Consider the following 19809-nt stretch of genomic DNA (forward strand, 5'->3'; position numbering starts at 1 on the left):
CCGCCGTAGTGTTGCCGGCGTTGCTGCCACGCCAGCTGGCGTATGCGATGCCAGCTCATGAGAATCCGATGCGGATTTTCATGGAGGGCTGTGCTGTCGGGTAATAGCGCCGGCCTTTTTCGGCGTCGCTCAGCAATCGCGGCCGCACCCCGGCCTTGTGCATGGTCAGCGCCAAGGCGATGCTGAACTGCACCAGTTCCAGCCATACTAGGTGGTAGCCGATGCAGACGTGTGGGCCGCTGCCGAACTGCAGCATGTCCACCGGCCCGATCGGCCCCGTGCGTTGCAGCCACCGCGCCAGACGGAACTGATCGGGCGCCTCGTGCAGCATCGCCGAGGTCGAGAAATGCAGCAGCGGGATGCATAGACTGGTGCCCGCGGGAATACGCCGCTGGCCGAGTTGTAATTCCTGCGTCGCGCGACGCGGTACGAGCGAGGACGCCGGATGCATGCGCAGCGTCTCGCGGAACAGCGCCTCGGCGACCGGACACTGCGCCAGGTCCGCGTGCCGGGTCGGCACCGCGCCCACGCGTTGCGCCTCCTCGACTAGGGCGTCCCACAGCTCAGGCTGCCGCGCCAGCTCGATCACCATCCAGGCCATCGTCGAGGCGGTGGTCTCGTGACCGGCAAGCAGCAGCAAGCGGACGTTGGCGACCAGGACGTCATCGGAGAGCGCGTCTTCGCTGCGATCGAAGGCGCTCACCATGTCGTTGATCAACCCGGTGCGCGCGGCATGCCCGCGCGCGTCGCGGATGAACTGGCGCGACTGCGCGTCGATCCAGTCGCGGGCGGCGCGGCCGCGCCGCAAGGGCGTTCCGGGCAGGTCGACTGGGGGCGAGACGATCAACTGCAGCAGTTGCCGGTACTTGCGATGCCACTCCGGCAGGTCTTGGGCGGGGATGCCCATGAGATAAAAGGTGAGTTTGAGCATCAGGTCGCCGGTTTCGCGCAGGATAGTTACTTCACCGCGGTCGCGCCACGCCTGCACCCGAGCCCGGATGACGGGCTCGAACAGCTCGCCAATGCCGGCCTCGGTCAGCCCCCTGGGCAGGAACGCCGCCTTTATCCCATCACGCGCCTGCCGGTGCGCCCTACCGTTCAAAGTGACCAACGTTCCGCCAAGGATTTCGGGCGCGATCTGTTCGATCAGTGCCGAGGACACGTCCTTGTGCCGGAGCAATGCGAACGCGTCCGGATCCAGGCAGGTCATCAGTTGTCCGGCAGGGCCGAAGTCCAGCCAGAAGTGGTTGCCCAGCGTCCATTCCGCGCGCCGCAGCAGGCGCGGCAGGTCACGAACGATGGCGGGAAGATGCCCGACCATGGGGAAGGCGCCGGGCATGACCGGGATGTCGCACAGCAGCCGGAGCCGACGGTTCAGCGGGTTGAGCAGCATGTCCATCACCTCCCTGACGCCGCGGCCGCTTCGGCGGTGTCACCGGCCGGCCGCACGGCGCGGCTGTTGCCACCATCGGCGTATGTGGGCACATGCGTCAGCATGCCGCCGTCGATGCACACGACCTGGCCCGTGATGAACGCAGCATCGTCGGAGAGCAGGAAAGCTACCAGCGCGGCCACGTCCTCGGGGCGGCCGACGTGCGGCAGGAGCTGGTGCCGGCGCAGATGCCGTTGCATGCACTGGTCCAGCTTGGCGAGGAGACGTTCGGTCATGATCAGACCCGGCGCAACCGCGTTGCAGCGGATCTCCGCGCGACCGTACTGGGTGGCGAGCGAGGCCGACAGCATGTTCATCGCGGCCTTCGACGCGGCGTAGGACGTCAGCGCGGTGTCACCGCTGAGCCCCTGGCACGATGACATGTTGACGATCGCCCCACCGCCACGGGCTATCATTCGCGGGATGGCCTGCCGGCAGCAGAGCAGCGTGCCGCGCAGATTAGTCGCCATCGTCTCATCCCAAACCGCCAGGTCCAGGTCGAGGATCGCGCGGTCGCGCGGGGTCAGATGCATGGCGCTCGCGTTGTTCACCAGCAGGTCGACCCCGCCGAAGTGCCGCTCCGCCGTCTCGAACAGCGCTGCCACCGCCTGCGCGTCGGCGATGTCCATGGCCAGGGTCAGCGCGTGGCCAGCTTCCGCCGCGATTTGCGCCGTGCAGGCGGTGGCCGCCGAGCCGTCAATGTCGGCCACCACCACTCTGCCACCTTCGCGCGCGATGGCGAGGGCGCATGCCTTGCCGATGCCGGCGCCAGCGCCGGTCACCACGGCCACCTTGCCCTCAAACCGTCCCATCGTGTCCTCCCGGATTATGTTGGTCTTTCGCGGCATGCCGCTCGGCCTCTGCCTGAGACGGCACAGGTTCGGCGCTGGCGCACTCATCATCGCTTTCGATGACCCGAATGGCGGCGACCGGGCATTGGCTGGCCGCGAGCCGCACGGCGGCGTGCAGCGATTGCGGGATCGTCGTCAGGCATACTTCGGCCACGCCGTCCAGTTCACGCTGGCGAAAGGCGCCCGGCAGCGTCAGCGCGCACTGCCCGGTGGTCCCGCACAGATACTGGTCGACCACGACGCGCATCTCAGGCCTCTCCATGCGCATGGAGCCGCACCGGCAGGGCGTGGAACGTCCTAAGGAACGCGGATGGCTCCCGGGTCGGCTGCTCGGCCAGTGCGAGCGTGGGGAAGCGCGCCTCGATCCGCGGCAGGCTCTCGGCCAACTGCACCCGGGCCAGTTGCGCGCCGAGGCAGAAGTGGATGCCGTGGCCGAAGCTCAGCATGATCTTCCCGTCGGTCGACATGCCAGGCCTGGTGCCGTAGAACCGTACGGGATCGAAGCGGTCGGGATCGGCGAAGGCCTCCGGGTCGCGATTGCCGGCCGCGATCAGCACGCGCACGTCCGCATCCTTCGGAATCACCACGCCGCCCAGTTCGATGTCGCGCTGGGCGATTCGCGGAATGGAGCTGAACATGGCGGGCGCGTTGCAGCGCAGGACTTCTTCGACGAATGCCTCGACGCCCATGGCGTCTCCCTGCAGCCAGTGCCGCTGTTCGGGATACGTCAGCATCGCCAGGACCGCATGGTCGATGGTCGCAGCAGTGGTGGCGAAGCCGCCCAGCAGCATGCCCCATAGCATGCTGATCAACTCCGCATCCGACAGCATGTCGGCGTCGTCGCCGTGTGCGCCGACCAGCATCGACACGATGTCCTGGCGGGGATCGGTGCGCTTGCGCTGCATGAGGTCGCTGAAGTAGGCCTTAACTTTGGCGCTGGCTGCGTCCGCCGCGGCGAGCTGGGGATCGCTGGCGTACGGGCTCAGGCCTTCCAGGATGGCACCGATGATGGCTGAGAGCCCGAACATGTCCTCCTGGGGCATGCCGAACAGTTCGGCAAAGACCAGCATTGGCAAGGCAAGCGCGAATTCGCGATGCAGGTCCACCGCCTCCTCGCGCTCCAGCGCGGGCACCATGGCGTCAAGGCGCGCCGCGACGATGCGCGCGATGCTCGGCCGCAGGTTGTCAATCTCGCGCATGGTAAAATCGCGCGAGATCAGCCGGCGCAGACGCGTATGCGTTGGAGGTTCCTTCATCGCTAGAGTGGACGCCAGCAGATTGAGCGACAGGCTGGTCGCCGCACGCGGGAAATAGCGCGCCAATTCGCCCGGCGCCGGTCCCCGAAACGCATCGCCCGTGGCCTTTAGCGCCCAGTAGATGTCGGCGTGGCGGCTCAACAGAAAGAGGCCCGACGCCGCGCGATGCACCGGATCGTGCTCGCGCAACCACCGCATGAACGGATACGGGTCGTGGATGCACGCTGGCGACGCCAGTTCGGCGAAGGCGTCCCGGCATACTGCCCTTGTTTCTTTCACGTCCATCTTGGTTACCTGTTGGTTGCTGATCTGACCGTCGCGAGCCCAGCGCGCCGGCAAATTTGCGGAGAAGATCGCGATTCCCGGCGGCGTCGACGCATCACCAGAGCACCGGCATCTCCTCGAAGCCGCCAGTGATGATCTCCTTGCGCAACTTCAGTTCTTCGGGCGCCACGGCGAGGCGCAGCCTTGGAAAGCGCTGGAAGATCGAACCGAACACCGCCTTGAGTTCCAGCCTGGCCAGCGCCCTGCCGATGCAGTAGTGCGGCCCGTGGGAGAATGCCAGATGCGGCTTTCCGTCGCGTCCGATGTCGAAGATTTCCGGGTCGTCGAACTGGCGCGGATCGAACGACGTCGCCGGCAGGCCGACGAGCACCTTGCTCTCCGCTGGAATCTGCACGCCTGCGATGGTCACGTCGGTTCTCGGATAGCGCATGACGCCGTCCCAGCCCGCTCCCGGCGGGTACATGCGCAGGATTTCCTCCACCGCCTTGTCCAATAGCGATGGATCGTCGAGCAAGCGTTCGCGCTGTTGCGGATGGCGGAACATGGCCAGCAGGCCGAACTCGATCTGCGCGACGGTGCTCTCGTGCCCCGCTACCAGCATGCCCGCCGCCAGGCCGATCGCCTCTTCCTCGGTCGCCTTGCCCTGGTCAACCGCCGCGAGCAGATCCGTCAGCAGGTTGTCGCCCGGATCCTGGCGCTTGTCCCGCATCTTGCCGCGAATGTAGGCGCACAGTTCTTCCCAGGCCAGGCGCGACGCGCTACGCGGGCCGCTTTCATGCTGATGTGTCATCACCTCGTCGGACAGCCCAGCGAAAAAGGCGTGATCCTCGTAAAGCACGCCCATCAGCGCGCTGATGACGATCGCCGGAAGCGGAAAGGAGAGGTAGCGCCGCAGGTCGGCGGGCTGGGGCTGGGCCGCCAGCGTCTCAAACAACTGCGCGGCGATCGCCTCGACCTGCTGCGCGAGCGGCTTCATCCTGAGGTCGCTGAAGGCCGGCACCACGATCGTGCGTAACCGGGCATGCTCGTCCCCCTCGTGCGAGACCAGCCACCCCGGCGAACCAAGAATCACCGAATCCGGGGTGAATGCCGCCGGTGGCATCCCCGCGGGCCGGAATGCCGCGTCGGACAGCACCGCCTTGGCCTCGTCGTAGCCTGTTACCCACCAGCCTTCGTGCCCGCACGGGAAGCGCACGCGATGGATCGGAGCGTCGGCGCCTAGCGCTAACATCTCGGGCGAGGGCTCGATGTGATCGAGGCGCCACATCGGCAGCGTCGGCAACGGTTGTTCGGACATAGTGGCACTTCACTCTCTAAGGGATGGAAGGGCGGAAGGTGACCGGCTGCCGCTGCGGGCACCGAATGACGTAAGACGGCATGTCGACGACGTCCTCCGCGGCGTAGCCCGACTCGATTATCAAGATCGGCCAACGTGTAACTGTCTAGACATACCGCGCGGCGAGATGCAGAACTTTATCCTGCGCCTTCGAGTTCACGATAAGGCGAATGTGGTGGCCTTTGAGTCGCAGCCGGCCATCAAGATTTCCTGCGCAAGGGTCGACAAAGGCGGCGAGCCTATTTGGTAGGGGCGGTTTCGCCGAGGCCCCTTCCGAGGGTATGCTATCTGATGCGGATTTGACATTTTGCTTTCTTTCTTCGTTCCATCGATCGCGGTGTCATCCACGAAATGAAGGTCGGTCGGCGGCTCCCGGCCCGCAACGAAGCAGTTTCAAAACTCGTGCCAATTTGGCCGACCCAGCAGAGGAAAAAATTTGTGATTGCTTCTCAGCGGATTAGCTTGAGGCCAGACAAGACCTCGGCGAAATAGGCCGGTGTCACGGACCGACAATGGCGACAGAACAGTGTCGGATAGCACGGTCGTCAGACGCCAGACCGGCGACACCTTCGTCATCAGTTGTCCTGTCCTGGAATGACGGCAGGCCACCTGACCGTATTGACCCATAGGGGAGGCCTCCTGGTTGGCTCAGGGGTTAACGTTCTTGCGACGTGCCTCGTTATCGGGTCTTTGGGCACGAAATCGCGGAAGGAACGCCGATTTTCTGGGCCACCGCACAGATCCGTGCGCGCGGAATTCCCGGAGCCGGCCTACCTCGGGTAATTGACGGCGAAACGGCCGTGCGGCCAATTTAAGCTGGACCGCAAACCCCAGCTGCGCCAATTCCGGTATGCCGTTCACAAAAGCAATGTCGGAAAAGTTCAGACTCCAGCGATCAGCCAGATCCTCACTCGAAAGACCAAAACTCATAATTCCACTCCGGTTACCGGAGCGAACCGTCATTCCTGCTCATGCAAGCCGTCAACTACGTCCGCGATGTTCCCACAACGGTCTTCACTTGGCCAAAATCGCAGCTTCGGGCCGGCTGGGCCATAGCCGTTTGTCGACCGATAGCGGCCTGGCTTCCCGCTTGACCGCGGCAAGCAAAATAGCTTTCACTAATAATGACAAGGCTGACCAACGGCCCAGCCACAGAATGGAAGACTCGCCTAAAAGCCGATGGCGAAGTTTGATCGACAACGAAAAGCGTATAGTCAAAAAAACGCCTGTGAGCCCGATTAAGGTGTGGGTTCGATGACTTTATGCTGAGATCGGGTCATTTCTGGCGATTTCCTGGTATCGCCGGCCAGATCGCCTTGCAAATTACCGAACTCTCCCCGCCCGCCGGTCGCGTGGCGTCGCCGCGTTCGGCCGCGGAACGATTTGAATGCATTGTGTAGGTCGTCGACGAAGGTGAAGATGACCGGGATGACGATGAGGCTGAGGAGTGTCGATATCATCACGCCGCCGATAACTACGATGGCCATCGGCTGCCGGATACTCGAATCGCCGCCCGTCAGGCTGAGAGCGACCGGAAGCATACCCGATGCCATGGCAATGGTGGTCATGACGATCGGCCGCGCTCGCTTGTGGCAGGCGTCGATAAGCGCGTCGAACCTGGCCATGCCCTGCTGGCGCGACATGATCGCGTATTCGATCAGGAGGATGGAGTTCTTCGTCACCACGCCCATGAGCATGAGCAGCCCAATGACGGCCGGCATCGAGAAGCTGGTGCCAGTCACCACAAGCGGCAGCAGCGCGCCGCCGAGCGAGAGTGGCAGGGCCATCAGCAGGGTGAGCGGCTGCAGGAAATCATGGAACAACAGGACGAGGACCGCGTAGATGCAGAACACGCCGATTGCCATTGCAAGGCCAAAGCTCTGGAACAGCTCCGAACTGCGCTGAAGTTCGCCGTGCTCCACAAGGGTGACGCCGGGCGGCAGGTGCCGAAGCGCCGGCAGCGCCCGCGCCTCGCGGTTGACGTCCCCCAGGATGCGGCCATTGAGCTCGACGGAGACTGTGACATTACGCATACGATCGATGCGGTCGATCTCAGACGGGCTGCCGGCGATGCGGACATCCGCAATCGAACCGAGATCGACATTACCGTTGGTGCCGGCGACGCGCATGATCTTGATGTCGTCGAGATTAGTGCGCATCTCGGGTGAGAAACGGACGACAATCGGGATCTGCCGTTGCGGCAGATTGAGCTTCGGCAGATCGGAGGAATATTCTCCGTTCGTCGCCACCCGCACGGCGCTGGCGATCGCTTTTGACGTTATGCCGAGCGCTGCGGCACGCGCAAAATCAGGCGTGATCTGGATCTCGGGGGCTTGCCTCGAGGCTGTCGACGTCACCGCTCCAACGCCATTCAGCGTACGAAGCTGCTCCTCAATCGCCTTGCTCGCGCTGTCGAGCGCACTGGCATCGTCGCTGGCCAGAGTGATCTCGAGCTTCGTGCCGTTGCCGATACCGACAGCGACCCGCACGCCAGGGAGGACGGAAAGCGCCTGGCGAATATCGTTTTCGATTTCCGACTGCTTGCGGTCGCGCTCGGAGATGGGCGTCAGCGTAGCGACGATCGCGGCGGATCCGACACTGCTCATCGCGACCTTCGCACCGCCGTCTGAGGATACCAAGCCGACAGCCGTAAAGACATGCGTCACGTCGGGGATCTTACTGACGATGTCTGCGGCCTTCCTGGTCGCGGCGTCGGTTTGCTCGACGGTGGCACCGGGCTGCAGGGTGAGCGTGATCTGCGTCCGTGCATCGTCAGCGGCTGGCAGGTATCCCGTTCTTAAGAGGGGGATGATGGAAAGCGAAAGTGCGACGACGGCGGCGGTCGTCGCCACCGTCGTCTTCCTGTGTCTCAGAGCTGCCCTTACCATCGCAATATAGCCGCGCATGATACGACCATTTTTTTCCTCCGTCCGATGAGCCTTCATGAAATAAGCTGCCATCATCGGGGTCAGCAGACGCGCGACTATCAGGGAGGCGAGGACCGCGACAGCTGCCGTGATGCCGAACTGACGGAACAGGAGGCCCGGTATGCCGCTCATGAACGCCGTCGGCAGGAAGACCGCCACCAGCGTGAAGGTGGTGGCGATGACGGCAAGCCCGAGCTCGTTGGCCGCTTCCAGCGCGGCATCGACCGGCCGTTTGCCCATCTGCAGGTGGCGGGCGATGTTCTCGATCTCGACGATGGCATCGTCGACGAGGATTCCGACGACGAGCGAAAGCGCCAGCATGGTGACGACGTTCAGGCTGAAACCAGCAAAATACATGACGAGGAAGGTCGGAATGACCGACAGAGGCAGCGCCACGGCCGACAGAATAGTCGCACGCCAGTCCCTGAGGAAGAGCCAGACGACGACGATCGCAAGCATCGCCCCTTCGTACAGCATATGCATCGAACCATGATAACTATCGAGAACTGCCCCTATCATGCTGTAGACTGGGTCGATCTGCACATTCGGATGCGCCGCCGCGAAGTTTTTCATTGCCGCGTCAACGTCAGCCGAGACACTGCTGTCAGAAAACCCGTTCGAGCGCTTGATCTCGACCGCAATTATGGGTTTGCCGTCGAGATATGCCATCGAGGATCGCTCCGCGAAGCTGTCCTTGACGGATGCGACGTCATCGAGGCGAACCTGCTGCCCGTTAGCGAGCGGAATTCTAAGCTCCCTCAGGGCCTCGACCGACGCTACGGCGCCGAGCGTGCGCAATGTCTGACGTATGCCGCCAACTTCTCCGAGTCCGCCGGACGTGTCAGCCTGCACGGCCTTAAGCTGCGAGGACACTGTGGCTGCCGTAACACCAAACGACGCCATCGTCGCCGGATCGAGGTCCACGTGAACCTCGCGGTTGACTCCGCCGATGCGATTGACCTGCCCCACGCCCGGGACCGACAGGAGTGCTTTGGTCAGATCATTGTCGACAAACCAGGACAGCTCGGTCTCATCAAGATCGGCCGAGCGGACTGCATAGGTGACCAATGCAAAGCTCTGTACGGTGGCCTTCGTAACGCTGGGCGTCTCCATCTGCGCCGGCAGGGCGGCCCTTACGCTATCGACAGCATTGCGGACTTCGTTCAGCGCCGCTTCGCTGTTCTTTTCCAGCTTGAAGGACACCTTGATCGAGACGGTGCCGTCGGTGATCGTCGTAATGATGTGATCGATGTGGCTGAGGGAGGTGAGACCGTCCTCGATTGTGCGGGCAACCTGCGTCTCAAGTTGCGTTGGTGCCGCGCCATCGAGCGTGGCGGTAATGCTGATGGTGGGCAGGTCCATGTCCGGAAAGTACTGGACCGCCAGCTGTTTGAAAGCCCAAAGCCCTCCAAATCCAAGCATCACAAACAGCAATATCCCAGGTATGGGATTGCGGATCGACCACGCGGAGAAATTCATCAATGTGTCTCCGCAATCTTCACGAGGTCATTGTCCGACAGAAACGCTCCGCCCGCTGTGACGACTTTTGACGACCGGTCTATGCCGACGACGATCTCGACTTCGCCATTGTTGCGGCGGCCCGTTTCCACCCGGATCCTTCGCACTCGTTGACCCTCGCCGGACGTGAAGACGTAGCTTATCCCGTCCCGGAACACGATCGCTGTTTCGGGAACTGTAAGCGCCGGAGTGGTCTGCAATTCGATGTTGCCCATGACGTAAAGGCCGATCCGCGGACGGATATCGGCGGGAAGCGCGACATAGACGATCGCCCGGCTGGTATCGGTGCTCACCGAAGGCCCAACCAGTCGGACTTTGCCTTCAATTTGGCGACCGTCGGGTCCGTTAATTGTCGCCTTCTGGCCTTCCCAAATGCTTGGAAGGTGGCGGGCCGACACTTCCGCCTGCCATTCGACACGCTGCTGGCGAACCAAACGAAATAGCTCAGTGCCGGTGGAGACGACCGCGCCGAGGTTGGCGGAACGCGACGTTATCAGACCGTCGTCCACGGCCGTAATCGTTGTCTGCGCAAGCTTGATCTTTTCACTGTCGAGCGCCGCCTCTTCGGATGCGAGGCTCGCAGTTGCAGTTTGCTCATCGGCGAAATATTCGGTGATTTTCTCAGCGGAGAGAGCACCGGAAGACCGCAACTGCCGCGCCCGGTCTGCGTTGGCCGTGGCTTTGGCGAGATTAGCCTTGGCCGTCACGACTGCAGCTTCCTGTTTGCGAAGCTCGGCCAGAACGCTGTCCTGCGATAGCCGCACCAGCGTCTGCCCCTTCTTCACCACAGATCCGACATCGACCAGAACGTCCGTGATGCGCAGGCCGCTCGTTTCTGAGGCGATGATTGCATCCTGCCATGGCTTCAGCCAGCCGCTCGCCGGAACGGTCTCCGGCCAATCCCGTTGCGCTGGCTGCGCCAGGGAGACGGTGAGCGCGGGTGCGCCGGCCTGTTCGGCCATGCCATTGCGGGAAGGAAACTGGAGTGCTGCACAGACAAGGACGGCGGCAAGGAGGATATACGGCTTTCTCAACTGGCAATTCCTCGCAGTTCACGGGCATCCGCCCTTAACTGTGGTGTTCAAAGTTGGAATGTCGGCCATGGTGCAAAGTAGAAAAGTCTGACGGCGTCGAAAGTGACAAAACTGAACTGTCTGACCCATTTTTGCGGCACCAGTGATTTCCGGCTATTGCGCCATCCCGGGCGGCAAATTCTCGTCGGCGACACCGGCACAGATCGCCAATCAATTGCTGGATACAGCCAGGATCGACACACTCGCCACCTATCACCCGAGGACCCACGGCCGCGGCGAGGCTCGCCTTTCGAGGGCACTGGCACCCGATTGGATCAGCTAAAAAAGCAGCCAAGGTTGCCTGCGAGGCGTTGAGCGCCATCAAATCGCCTCGCAAAGTTCCGCCGGGGTAATAGGGCCTATCTCGCCGACGTTTGCTGCATCTGGTCATCCTATCGCGCGGGCTGCTTCCTCGACGGCCCGGCCTACGCGCATGCGGATGGGCTCGGAAATCACCTCCCCGTGGGCGAAATCCTTACGGGTGGCATAGATTGCGGTCGGCATCGCAAGGGCTTCAAAGAAGCCGAACAGAGGGCGCATCTGATGTTCGACAACAAGCGAATGACGCTCGCCTCCGCCCGTTGCAGCGATGATGATCGGCTTGGCCCTCAGCGATGTTGGGTCGAGCAAATCGAAGTAATGCTTAAATAGACCGGTGTAGCTGCCCTTGTAGGTGGGTGAGCCTACGACCAAGGCATCGGCCTCCAGCATCTGGTCCACCACGCAGCGCGCCTCAGCGGTGAGGTCGTCTAACCGTCTGGCTTTCAACAGTGAAGGTCCAAGGTCATCGACATCGAAGGACTGCGCCGACGCTCCCGTTTTGATTGCCAGTTGCCCAACGATATGGTCGACGAATGAGCGCGTCGTGGACGGACGTGTTATGTTCCCCGAAAAGCCTAATATCTTCGTTTGCGGCATGTCGATCTCCCAAATGCTCAGCAGCTACATCTGACTCTGTCATTCGTCCCTTACGGAAATGGCCGTCTATTCGACGGTGACTGATTTCGCCAGGTTGCGCGGCTGATCGACGTCCGTGCCCACAAATACGGCCGTATGATAGGCGAGCAATTGGACCGGCAGCGAGAAGATCATCGGCGCAATGATCTCGTGCACATTCGGAAGAACGATTGTATGCATCGTGTCGAGCTTCAAGGCGGCAGCGCCCTTCTCGTCGGTGATCAAGATGATCCGTCCGCCGCGGGCCGCAACCTCCTGCATGTTTGAAACGGTCTTATCGAAAAAGCGGTCGTGCGGTGCAATCACGATAACCGGCATGTTCTCGTCGACGAGAGCAATCGGACCGTGTTTCAGTTCGCCGGCAGCATACCCTTGCGCCTGGATGTAGGAAGTCTCCTTCAGCTTCAGGGCGCCTTCCATGGCCAGAGGGAAGCTCGTGCCGCGGCCGAGATAAAGCACGGCGCGGCACTTTGCCAATTCACGCGACAGACGCTCGATCTTTGGTTGGATGCTGTCGAGCACTTGCGCCATGACGCGCGGCATCTCGGCAAGGCGCTCGACCAGTATCTGTTCTTCCTTCTCCGTGACGGTGCCACGCGCCCTGCCCGCAGCAACTGCGAGCGCAGCTAGGACGGCGAGTTGGCAGGTGAAGGCCTTTGTGGACGCGACGCCGATCTCCGGTCCGGCGAAGATCGGGAACACAGCGTCGGACTCCCGCGCTATCGTCGATTCGCGCGTGTTGACGACCGCACCGGTCTTCAACCCGTACTCCTTGCAATAGCGTAGGCAAGCAAGCGTATCGGCTGTCTCGCCCGATTGTGAGATGAAGAGAGCAGCCGCTTGTGGCGAGAGCGGGATTTCGCGGTACCGGAATTCTGACGCAACATCGATTTCGACCGGCAGACGCGCATAGCGCTCGAACCAGTACTTGCCGATCAGCCCGGCCAGATAGGCAGTGCCGCAGGCGGAGATCGCGAGGCTTTGAACGTTGGCGAAGGCGATGTCGCCCGAAACCGCGATCACGCGATTGTCGACGAAGTTGATATAGTGGCTGAGGGTATCGGAGATGGCCTCCGGCTGGTCGTAAATTTCCTTCTCCATGAAATGGCGATAGTTGCCTTTGTCGATCAGATGGGCCGCGGCCATCGAGACTTGCCGCGGTCGGGTAACGGACTTGCCGTCGATATCGAAGATATGGACGGCAGTCTTGCCGATGACCGCCCAATCGCCATCGATCAGGTAGGTGATCTCGTTGGTGAAGGGCGCCAGCGCGATCGCATCCGATCCAAGGAACATCTCGCCGACGCCGTGACCGATTGCGAGCGGCGGACCATTGCGCGCAGTCATGATGGTTGAAGGATCCTCCTCGAAGAGCAGCGCTAGCGCATAAGCGCCCCTGACGCGCTTCAGCATCGCATGCATAGCCTCGCGCCGGCCCATGCCGCCCCGGCGAAATCTTGCCACGAGATGCGCGATGACCTCTGTGTCGGTGTCGGTTTGGAACTCGGCGCCGGCCGCGGTCAGTTCATTCTTCAATTCGGCAAAATTCTCGATGATCCCATTGTGGACGACCGCGATGCCGTCTGTAAAATGCGGGTGGGCATTGCGCTCCGTCGGCACGCCATGGGTTGCCCAGCGCGTATGGGCAATGCCGATTGTGCCCGCCAGAGGCTGTTCTTTCAGCTTGGCCTCGAGATTGACGAGCTTGCCCTCGCAGCGCCGGCGATGGAGCGCTCCACCGTCGATCGTCGCAACGCCCGCCGAATCGTAGCCACGATATTCAAGGCGCTTCAACGCGTCTACCAGCCGTTCCGAAACCGGCTGATGGCCGACAATACCCACAATCCCGCACATACCCTCTCCGTGCTTCTTCGCATGTCGGTCACGGCGCTCACATACTCCGTCAAGCTGGAGGCAGCGAAGCTACAATCACTCTCGGATCGCCATGATCGGCGATCATTCCTTCAATGCGCTGGCAAACTCCATGGCAAGAATTGTCGTGCTGCCGCGCTTGATTTCGGTCAAATTCAGTGCTTTCTAATAGCACTCGACTGATTGGAAAAATTGATTTTTTGGATCATACCTATCCACGCCATGGATTAGCCGTGCGAGTTTCCGCGGTTTGGACCCATGTTGAAATTCGGCTTGCGGAACACGCCGGACGATCCGGCGCATCATCTGGCCGCAGCAATTTCATTCAGAAGACTTCCTTTTGCAGCGCTGCGAGCGACGGCTCCAGGTCCATTTCCCCGAGAGCAAAGGACTTTGCCGGGATGCCCGCCTCAAACGTTGTCCGGTCGGGTTCTTTGGGCTCGAATTTAACGATTGTATGCCAAATCGCGGTCAGCGCCAGCTTTCCTTCGCCCTCGATCTCCACCGTCGTGCCATAGGTGATCATCAGCATGCCGGCGCCGCGGAAGCGCGCTTCGGCGATGGTAAAGCGGCCACGCACGCGTGCGCCGCTCTTGACCGGTGCCATGAACCGCACCTTGTTGAAGCCGTAATTAATGCCCAGCGTCAACTCGCGGATCTTCGGCAAGCAATTGTAGCTCATCGCCGACAGTAGCGAGAGCAACAGAAAACCATGCGCGATCGTGCCACCGAAAGGAGTCTCCGCTGCTGCTCGCACGGGATCGACGTGGATAAACTGGACGTCCCCCGTCGCCGCGGCGAAGCTGTCAATGGTCTTTTGCGTCACGCTGATCCAGTCGGAAACGCCGATCTCCTTCCCGATCAGTTCCTTGACATCAAAAAGCGAGATTTCTTCCGGCATTTAGTTATCCTGGTGAACTGTAGGCGGTTGGGTTTAGACCCAAGAAAGCGGTCGTACATTGCAGCAAGACATCGACGGAGCACCTCGACGGACCAGACTATGATTTAAGGGAGCGCGTCTATGAGAGCCTCACACTGCACTTAATCAAGACAGCACGTGCGGGAATCTTTCCTCAGCTGGATCACGTAAGGCGTGCGTTTATGGCTCAATATCGAGGCGTCGAGTGCTTTGGTGATTACACTAAGCCGAAGTCACTACCCAAGCTGCCACTTGCATACCCCTCGCAAGTACGCAGATCCAGGCGGGCGGCGATCACGAACAACGTCACGTTCTCCCGCATCGGTGTAATCGAAAGCAATAGCGGCAGGGTAGAAATCCTCGACCAATAACGAAGTCCCGACGCCGATCCAACCATACCCGTAAGCGCACTCTAAGGCCTCTTTTCTTATTCCCTGCTTCATCTTCTTCTACCGGCATCTGAGTATATTTGATAAATTGATTGTTTAGATGGCAACCATCCACATCCTAAATCGGAGCCACATCTATCAAGGCTTTGATCTCAACTCATGCGAGTTCTCGGTGCGTTTTCCGCGGCAAAGTCATGCGCCATCGTCCACGGGAAGACAGTCAATCGCCTGCTCCGACGGACCATCAAGTGGGAAATCGCTGTTAGAGGGCGGTACTGAACCGTCCGGTAGGAGAGCCGCACGACGATAGGCTGCAAGTGCGACGGCGATGAATAGGCCGATGATGGGTTCGATTATTGGTTGCTCTTACGGCCGGCTGAGTGCGTGCGTAAAGTTCAAGCACCACGCAGTCGCCGGTGTCTGCGGCAAGGCAAGGAACGTTGGACATCTGCGTTATCCGAACAACTCCGTCAGCCGGATAAGCGCGGCCGTCGGGTCGACTATCGGTTGCGATGATTGGACAGCCGTAAAAGACAAACTGCCGAAGCTAGGACGGAGAAGCTGGATATGATCGGCGGACCGGAAGATTGCCAGATCACCCGGACCACCGCGCCTTTGGATCGGCTAGTGCGGCTACCCGACGGCTCCTTGAACCAATGATGGCCGTACAACCGCTCGGGTGATCGTAGTGCCGCCGAGGCGATCTTCCACTTCTCCGGTCTACCCTACCGGGACCTCCACGCACCGAGAATCAGCCTGGGGAGAGGCACCAAGAAGACGATCAGGGCATTGGAGCCGTCGAGGGCTGTAGCGGTGGTGAGAGCGCGGATCGCCGATCTTCCCCTCAGACTATCGGTCACCCACCAAGTCTGCCTGGACATCCTAGCGTTGCTATCCGCCTGCGAGAACCGTTCGCGCGCGAAATTCAATCCGCCCCTAAACGCCACCAATGGACTGCAGCTTCTCAAGAAGGCGGCGCTGACAGTCGCACAATGTTCGAACTCAATCCGGCAATTCCGAAACGGCTGTGGACCGTCTTGTGTCCAGCGGCCTCCCCTAATGTCTTGGGCGATCGATCGCTGAAATATTCAAGCCCCTGGGGAATAACTTCTTGACCTGCACTGGAACAACATGAACTGCCCTAGTTTCTAAGGCGAACACTGCGAGGCGATTTGATGGATCCAAACGCCTGGCAGGCAACTTTGGCTCTTTGTCTACCTGATCCAATCGGGTGCCAGTGCCCTCGAAAGGCTAGCCTCACCGCGGCCGTAGGTCGCCGCGTTATAGTTGACGAGTGTGTCAGTCCTGGCTGTATCCAGCAACTGATTGGCGATCTGTGTCGGTGTCGCCGTTGGGAACTTATTTCCGAGGATGGCGGAATAGCCCGAAATCACCGGCACTCCATGAGATGTTCCGAATAGTCCAGTTTTGTCACCTTCGACGCCCACCGTCAAAAACTGGTTCTGTACCTCCGTATTCGAGCCGGGGTAATTCGAATAGGAGGCCAGTGTTGCCTTATTCTCCGGAGTGCCATTGTGGTCGAGGGCACCCACGAAGATCGTTGATGGCGCCCCCATCAGGCTGGCAGCTAGATAATCAAAATCCCCTGCGGTGTTTACAGTACCGACTGGAGTCGAGTCGTTGCCGGCGGACTTTGTGAAGACCGCATTGCCGGCCAAAGCTGCATTGACAAGCGACTGCTGGAATGAAGACCGGGCCACTGGCTCTCGATAGCCGTAGCTCAGGTTGACGACATTGAGGCCATCCTTCAGCGCGATCAAAGGCTGCTGGCCGTATTCAACGCAGAACATGTTTGCACCAGGTGCCACCATGTCGGCTGCCTCAAAGACCCATTCGCCATGCTGTTGCCTTTGTTGGCCACGGCCGAGATCGCCATCTATCACTTCCGAGGATCTGAAATCATCTACGATCGTTATCGATACGCCCGAACCGGTATAGCCCGACGCCCAGGCTTGCCCGATATCCGGACTCATCCAGCAAAAGGTATTGTCGGCACTTCGTGCGCACCCCGAGGCGCTGCTTTCCATTGTCGGTGCATCGGCCCTTTCTCTGACATGGGCACCATGCTCGCCGGCAAAACTTGTCGCCGCCAACAGGCACATAACGAAACCGCTGAGGATTGCTATCGGGAACGATTGTGTTTTCTGCATACTAACCTCCTGTCTGCGTTGTTTTTCGTTGCCGATGGACCGCCCGCACCTATTATCATCGCTAGAATTGACCTCTGAACCAGAGACTGAGTTTCAGGCGGCTCGGATGGAGTTTCACTAGGTATTTGAGCGTGTCGGCTACCGGTAGTCGCGAGGCGGCCAAGCGGCAATTTACCTTCTGAACGCCGCCAAGTCGGTAGCTGGCGGTACACGGTTGTTCCGTCAGGTCACCACCCAAGATCGAATTGGCCGTGAACGTAAGCGTCGTCGTCGGCGTCGGACGCTTTTGCAGAATGAAGCCGAGCTGCACATTTGGGTCGATCCGGACTTTTTCGGCACGCTGACCGGTGCTTGCGCCCCACAGTAGACCGAAATCGTCGGACAGCTGTGTCAACATTTCGAATTGCATGTCGACCCAGTTGCTATGGTACATCTTGCTTAACGGCACCCATGTGCCATTCGTCAGCTCGTATCCGCCGCGTTCAAGACGACGGGCGATGGTGGCTAGTTCTGAACCTCGGTTGATCCCGACAAGGCTGGTCTCTTGTCCATTCGCAGTCATTGCGTAAAATGCCATCGCCAGCGGTGCCAAACCTGTCCACAACACATATTTTGGGCACCACGAATTCATCGCACGACCGATTGGCGCCCTGTTGTTGGAGGGCACTTCTTGGGCAAACGCCCGAGGGCAATAACCGCGAAAGCATGAGCGACAACGGACAACGCAATCATTCTCAGCAATATTACTTATCTCCAGTCGTTCAGTCTCATTGAGACATTTCTCGGCTCTTCCCGAGTAAACAGCTCTCGCTGCGTCTCGGTGACTGGCATCAAAATTCATGCCAATTTGAACGCACGATTGGTCAGGAAGTGTCTGCCTTTGCTTTCATTAGCTTAGAAAAGAAGGGCAAGGAGTCCGCCGAACGAAGCTCTGTCGTGAAATCGACAAAGCCGACACAATTGGAATGGTTTCGATGATACTGAGCGCGAGCGAACCCTATTGTGTGCACGTCCGTCAGCGGCATTTTCATTGATCCCTCCCTCAAGATGCGTGACAAAAATGCACGAATCTGGTTCTCCCTAGGCCGTTGTATTGCGGAAGATGCTAATATGAATATTATGGACAACGATGTACGTTTGCTCGCTGTTATGCGGCGCTATTTTAGCGTGAAGAAAGAGCTTGCCGATTTGAAATCGTCGCTCGAAGAAAAGCGCAAAGCGGCAGGAATTGCGGTCGGAGAGTTTTACCACGTTCGCGCTGAAAGCGAGCATGCAATCGATGTGAGTCGAACGGTTACGCTGAGACGGGAGATGGATTTTCTGATGAGCCTTGCCGAAAGCTGGGCAAGGGGAGACATCATTAATCTCGACACATGAGCCAACTATTCCGGCGAGCACGTGCAGCGCCATTTTGGCAACTAAGCCACGCGACCGCCTGGGCACCCGTAATCTCCACCAGCGAGCCGCACATGAGGGCGACTTCAGCCGACGCATGAAACGCGATCAGGGCCGCCACTTCTTCTTCGCCCAAAGGGCACTAGCTTGTCCAGATCAGCGATCGTCCGGCCGGAACGCGTGACTCCGGCTTCGAGCATAGCTCAACATGGGCCATGGGACGCTGGGCTGGACTATGAGCACGGCTTCGCGCGCGTGATCAGCGACCTTGTGAGCGGCAAGGCTCCGGAAATCGACGCCAACGGGCTGGCCGTCAGCCGGTATCGTCCGAGCGCGACCGTGAAGTCATCACAGATCCCGGTGCCTTCGAAATTCCTTTGAAGCGGACGCAGGCGGCAGTCCGTGCGCACCCGGTTCCGTGGCAAGGATCACCGGGACGCCATCACGGCCCCTTCGGGTGAGAAAAGAACGCGCTGATCGCAGCTCTATCGAACCTGCCGAGCACAGCGATCTCAAAAATACGTCCGCTCGAAACCTCTCCCTCCCCGTCATCACGCGCAAGCCCAGCTCGCTGACGATCCGCGCCCGCCGCTCTTGCGATCCTAGAACCTTTTTGGCAGCCGGCCGAACGCAACACGTCATGCTGCGGGTGCCGCCGCTCGCTGTGCTGAACTATCGGCTACGGGACATGATGAATCTCAGTCAAAATGCCTGAATAAACCGCCGCATTTCGCTCGTGGAAAGTTCTATCTATGATTGTGATGGCTCGTTTTCACCGAATGCGGGATCCGTCTCATTCATTGTGGATAGAGACATCGCCACAGTCTCTCCCAATCGAGTCCATGCACGGATAATCGAGGGTTGCCACAACTAGGCCACGGCGGAAAAGACAACCATTCCTGCCACGCGGAGAGCGCGATGCGCGAAGGTCGTCCATGGCCGGTTTGAACATGACGGCATTGTGCTTGTTTTCGCCCAATTGCCCCGTCGATCTTGCGGATTTCCGCACGCGATTGTGTTGCGCTCCGGCGCTCGAGGAAAAATGTCTCATTATCTCAGGGTGCTGATCGAGCCGCGGTCGATTGGCATGCCATTTGCTCGATCGCTCTACAAGGCAGCGGCCACTGTCGATCGTTGAAAAGATGGGCTGGGAGGCCCGGCCTGTTGCCGGACTCGGCTCACGTGGAGGATATCATGATCGCACAACATTCCGCGGAGGTCCGCGGCAAGACACCGCTCCATCGGCATCTCTACATCCAGGTCCTCGTGGCGATCGCTGCGGGCATCCTGGTCGGGTATTTCTACCCGGACGTGGGCACGGAGCTCAAACCGCTCGGCGATGCCTTCATCAAGCTGGTGCGTATGGTCATTGCGCCGGTCATTTTCCTGACGGTGGCAACCGGCATCGCCGGCATGTCGGACCTCAAG

General features: G+C 60.2%; 16 protein-coding genes and 1 pseudogene. 4 read left to right on the top strand and 13 right to left on the bottom strand.

The features are described from left to right. Window positions 1-55: 55 nt before the first annotated feature. The 7 genes from PY650_RS31265 to PY650_RS31295 form a co-directional block, all read right to left on the bottom strand. Window positions 56-1399 (bottom strand): cytochrome P450, encoded by a 1344-nt coding sequence (locus PY650_RS31265; protein WP_285883759.1) that lies wholly within the window; start codon window positions 1397-1399, stop codon window positions 56-58. Further along, complete coding sequence (locus tag PY650_RS31270) at window positions 1399-2244, bottom strand: SDR family oxidoreductase (RefSeq protein ID WP_285883760.1); 846 nt, start codon at window positions 2242-2244, stop codon at window positions 1399-1401. Before PY650_RS31270 ends, PY650_RS31265 begins: the two co-directional genes overlap by 1 nt. Next, the gene (locus tag PY650_RS31275) at window positions 2231-2530 is read right to left on the bottom strand and encodes a ferredoxin (RefSeq protein ID WP_285883761.1); all 300 of its coding nucleotides are present in this window, start codon (window positions 2528-2530) and stop codon (window positions 2231-2233) included. The genes PY650_RS31270 and PY650_RS31275 overlap by 14 nt, the downstream gene beginning before the upstream one ends. A gap of 1 nt (window position 2531) precedes the next feature. Next, the gene (locus PY650_RS31280; RefSeq protein WP_285883762.1) at window positions 2532-3824 is read right to left on the bottom strand and encodes a cytochrome P450; all 1293 of its coding nucleotides are present in this window, start codon (window positions 3822-3824) and stop codon (window positions 2532-2534) included. 94 nt (window positions 3825-3918) lie between these two features. Further along, window positions 3919-5121, bottom strand: a complete 1203-nt coding sequence (locus tag PY650_RS31285) for a cytochrome P450 (protein WP_285883763.1) — start codon at window positions 5119-5121, stop codon at window positions 3919-3921. A gap of 1277 nt (window positions 5122-6398) precedes the next feature. Then, window positions 6399-9566 carry an efflux RND transporter permease subunit gene (locus tag PY650_RS31290; protein WP_285883764.1) on the bottom strand — a complete coding sequence of 1056 codons (3168 nt, stop codon included), beginning with the start codon at window positions 9564-9566 and terminating at the stop codon, window positions 6399-6401. Then, a complete protein-coding gene (locus PY650_RS31295; RefSeq protein WP_285883765.1) occupies window positions 9566-10639 on the bottom strand; it encodes an efflux RND transporter periplasmic adaptor subunit in 1074 nt (357 codons plus the stop codon). The genes PY650_RS31290 and PY650_RS31295 overlap by 1 nt, the downstream gene beginning before the upstream one ends. A gap of 142 nt (window positions 10640-10781) precedes the next feature. On the opposite strand from PY650_RS31295, the gene PY650_RS31300 reads away from it, so the two are divergent. After that, window positions 10782-10961, top strand: coding sequence for a hypothetical protein (locus PY650_RS31300; RefSeq protein ID WP_285883766.1), 180 nt, complete (start codon window positions 10782-10784; stop codon window positions 10959-10961). A gap of 104 nt (window positions 10962-11065) precedes the next feature. Here the strand turns inward: PY650_RS31300 and msuE are convergent, their stop codons facing one another. The 5 genes from msuE to PY650_RS31325 form a co-directional block, all read right to left on the bottom strand. Then, window positions 11066-11596 carry an FMN reductase gene (msuE, locus tag PY650_RS31305; RefSeq protein WP_285883767.1) on the bottom strand — a complete coding sequence of 177 codons (531 nt, stop codon included), beginning with the start codon at window positions 11594-11596 and terminating at the stop codon, window positions 11066-11068. A gap of 66 nt (window positions 11597-11662) precedes the next feature. Further along, window positions 11663-13489 carry a glutamine--fructose-6-phosphate transaminase (isomerizing) gene (gene glmS, locus PY650_RS31310; RefSeq protein ID WP_285883768.1) on the bottom strand — a complete coding sequence of 609 codons (1827 nt, stop codon included), beginning with the start codon at window positions 13487-13489 and terminating at the stop codon, window positions 11663-11665. 343 nt (window positions 13490-13832) lie between these two features. Further along, window positions 13833-14408: a MaoC family dehydratase gene (locus tag PY650_RS31315; RefSeq protein WP_285883769.1), complete on the bottom strand. Its 576-nt coding sequence runs from the start codon at window positions 14406-14408 to the stop codon at window positions 13833-13835. A gap of 1621 nt (window positions 14409-16029) precedes the next feature. Then, the gene (locus PY650_RS31320; protein ID WP_285883770.1) at window positions 16030-16986 is read right to left on the bottom strand and encodes a S8/S53 family peptidase; all 957 of its coding nucleotides are present in this window, start codon (window positions 16984-16986) and stop codon (window positions 16030-16032) included. Window positions 16987-17047: 61 nt separating this feature from the next. Further along, window positions 17048-17548 carry a hypothetical protein gene (locus PY650_RS31325; RefSeq protein WP_285883771.1) on the bottom strand — a complete coding sequence of 167 codons (501 nt, stop codon included), beginning with the start codon at window positions 17546-17548 and terminating at the stop codon, window positions 17048-17050. A 548-nt stretch (window positions 17549-18096) separates the two neighbouring features. Between PY650_RS31325 and PY650_RS31330 the strand changes: the two genes are divergently transcribed. Next, on the top strand, window positions 18097-18363 hold the full coding sequence (locus PY650_RS31330; RefSeq protein WP_285883772.1) for a hypothetical protein: 267 nt from the start codon (window positions 18097-18099) through the stop codon (window positions 18361-18363). A 49-nt stretch (window positions 18364-18412) separates the two neighbouring features. On the opposite strand, the pseudogene PY650_RS31335 reads toward PY650_RS31330, so the two are convergent. Continuing rightward, window positions 18413-18581, bottom strand: a pseudogene (locus tag PY650_RS31335) (short-chain dehydrogenase); the annotation flags it as partial. On the opposite strand from PY650_RS31335, the gene PY650_RS31340 reads away from it, so the two are divergent. Together PY650_RS31340 and PY650_RS31345 are read left to right on the top strand one after the other, a co-directional pair. Further along, window positions 18529-18762 carry a hypothetical protein gene (locus PY650_RS31340; protein ID WP_285883775.1) on the top strand — a complete coding sequence of 78 codons (234 nt, stop codon included), beginning with the start codon at window positions 18529-18531 and terminating at the stop codon, window positions 18760-18762. The pseudogene PY650_RS31335 and the gene PY650_RS31340 overlap by 53 nt on opposite strands. A gap of 813 nt (window positions 18763-19575) precedes the next feature. After that, on the top strand, window positions 19576-19809 hold a 234-nt coding region (locus PY650_RS31345; protein WP_285883773.1), incomplete at its 3' end, for a cation:dicarboxylate symporter family transporter.

This window comes from Martinezella calliandrae (assembly GCF_030272695.1).
Lineage (GTDB): Bacteria > Pseudomonadota > Alphaproteobacteria > Rhizobiales > Rhizobiaceae > Rhizobium > Rhizobium calliandrae.

What these genes read in the sequence shown, in the direction of transcription:
- PY650_RS31285 (WP_285883763.1), bottom strand. Translation starts at nt 5,121, where the DNA reads ATGTCCGAACAACCGTTGCCGACGCTGCCGATGTGGCGCCTCGATCAC.
- PY650_RS31265 (WP_285883759.1), bottom strand. Translation starts at nt 1,399, where the DNA reads ATGGACATGCTGCTCAACCCGCTGAACCGTCGGCTCCGGCTGCTGTGC.
- PY650_RS31290 (WP_285883764.1), bottom strand. Translation starts at nt 9,566, where the DNA reads ATGAATTTCTCCGCGTGGTCGATCCGCAATCCCATACCTGGGATATTG.
- PY650_RS31325 (WP_285883771.1), bottom strand. Translation starts at nt 17,548, where the DNA reads ATGACTGCGAATGGACAAGAGACCAGCCTTGTCGGGATCAACCGAGGT.
- PY650_RS31315 (WP_285883769.1), bottom strand. Translation starts at nt 14,408, where the DNA reads ATGCCGGAAGAAATCTCGCTTTTTGATGTCAAGGAACTGATCGGGAAG.
- glmS (WP_285883768.1), bottom strand. Translation starts at nt 13,489, where the DNA reads ATGTGCGGGATTGTGGGTATTGTCGGCCATCAGCCGGTTTCGGAACGG.
- PY650_RS31330 (WP_285883772.1), top strand. Translation starts at nt 18,097, where the DNA reads ATGAATATTATGGACAACGATGTACGTTTGCTCGCTGTTATGCGGCGC.
- PY650_RS31270 (WP_285883760.1), bottom strand. Translation starts at nt 2,244, where the DNA reads ATGGGACGGTTTGAGGGCAAGGTGGCCGTGGTGACCGGCGCTGGCGCC.
- PY650_RS31320 (WP_285883770.1), bottom strand. Translation starts at nt 16,986, where the DNA reads ATGCAGAAAACACAATCGTTCCCGATAGCAATCCTCAGCGGTTTCGTT.
- PY650_RS31275 (WP_285883761.1), bottom strand. Translation starts at nt 2,530, where the DNA reads ATGCGCGTCGTGGTCGACCAGTATCTGTGCGGGACCACCGGGCAGTGC.
- PY650_RS31280 (WP_285883762.1), bottom strand. Translation starts at nt 3,824, where the DNA reads ATGGACGTGAAAGAAACAAGGGCAGTATGCCGGGACGCCTTCGCCGAA.
- msuE (WP_285883767.1), bottom strand. Translation starts at nt 11,596, where the DNA reads ATGCCGCAAACGAAGATATTAGGCTTTTCGGGGAACATAACACGTCCG.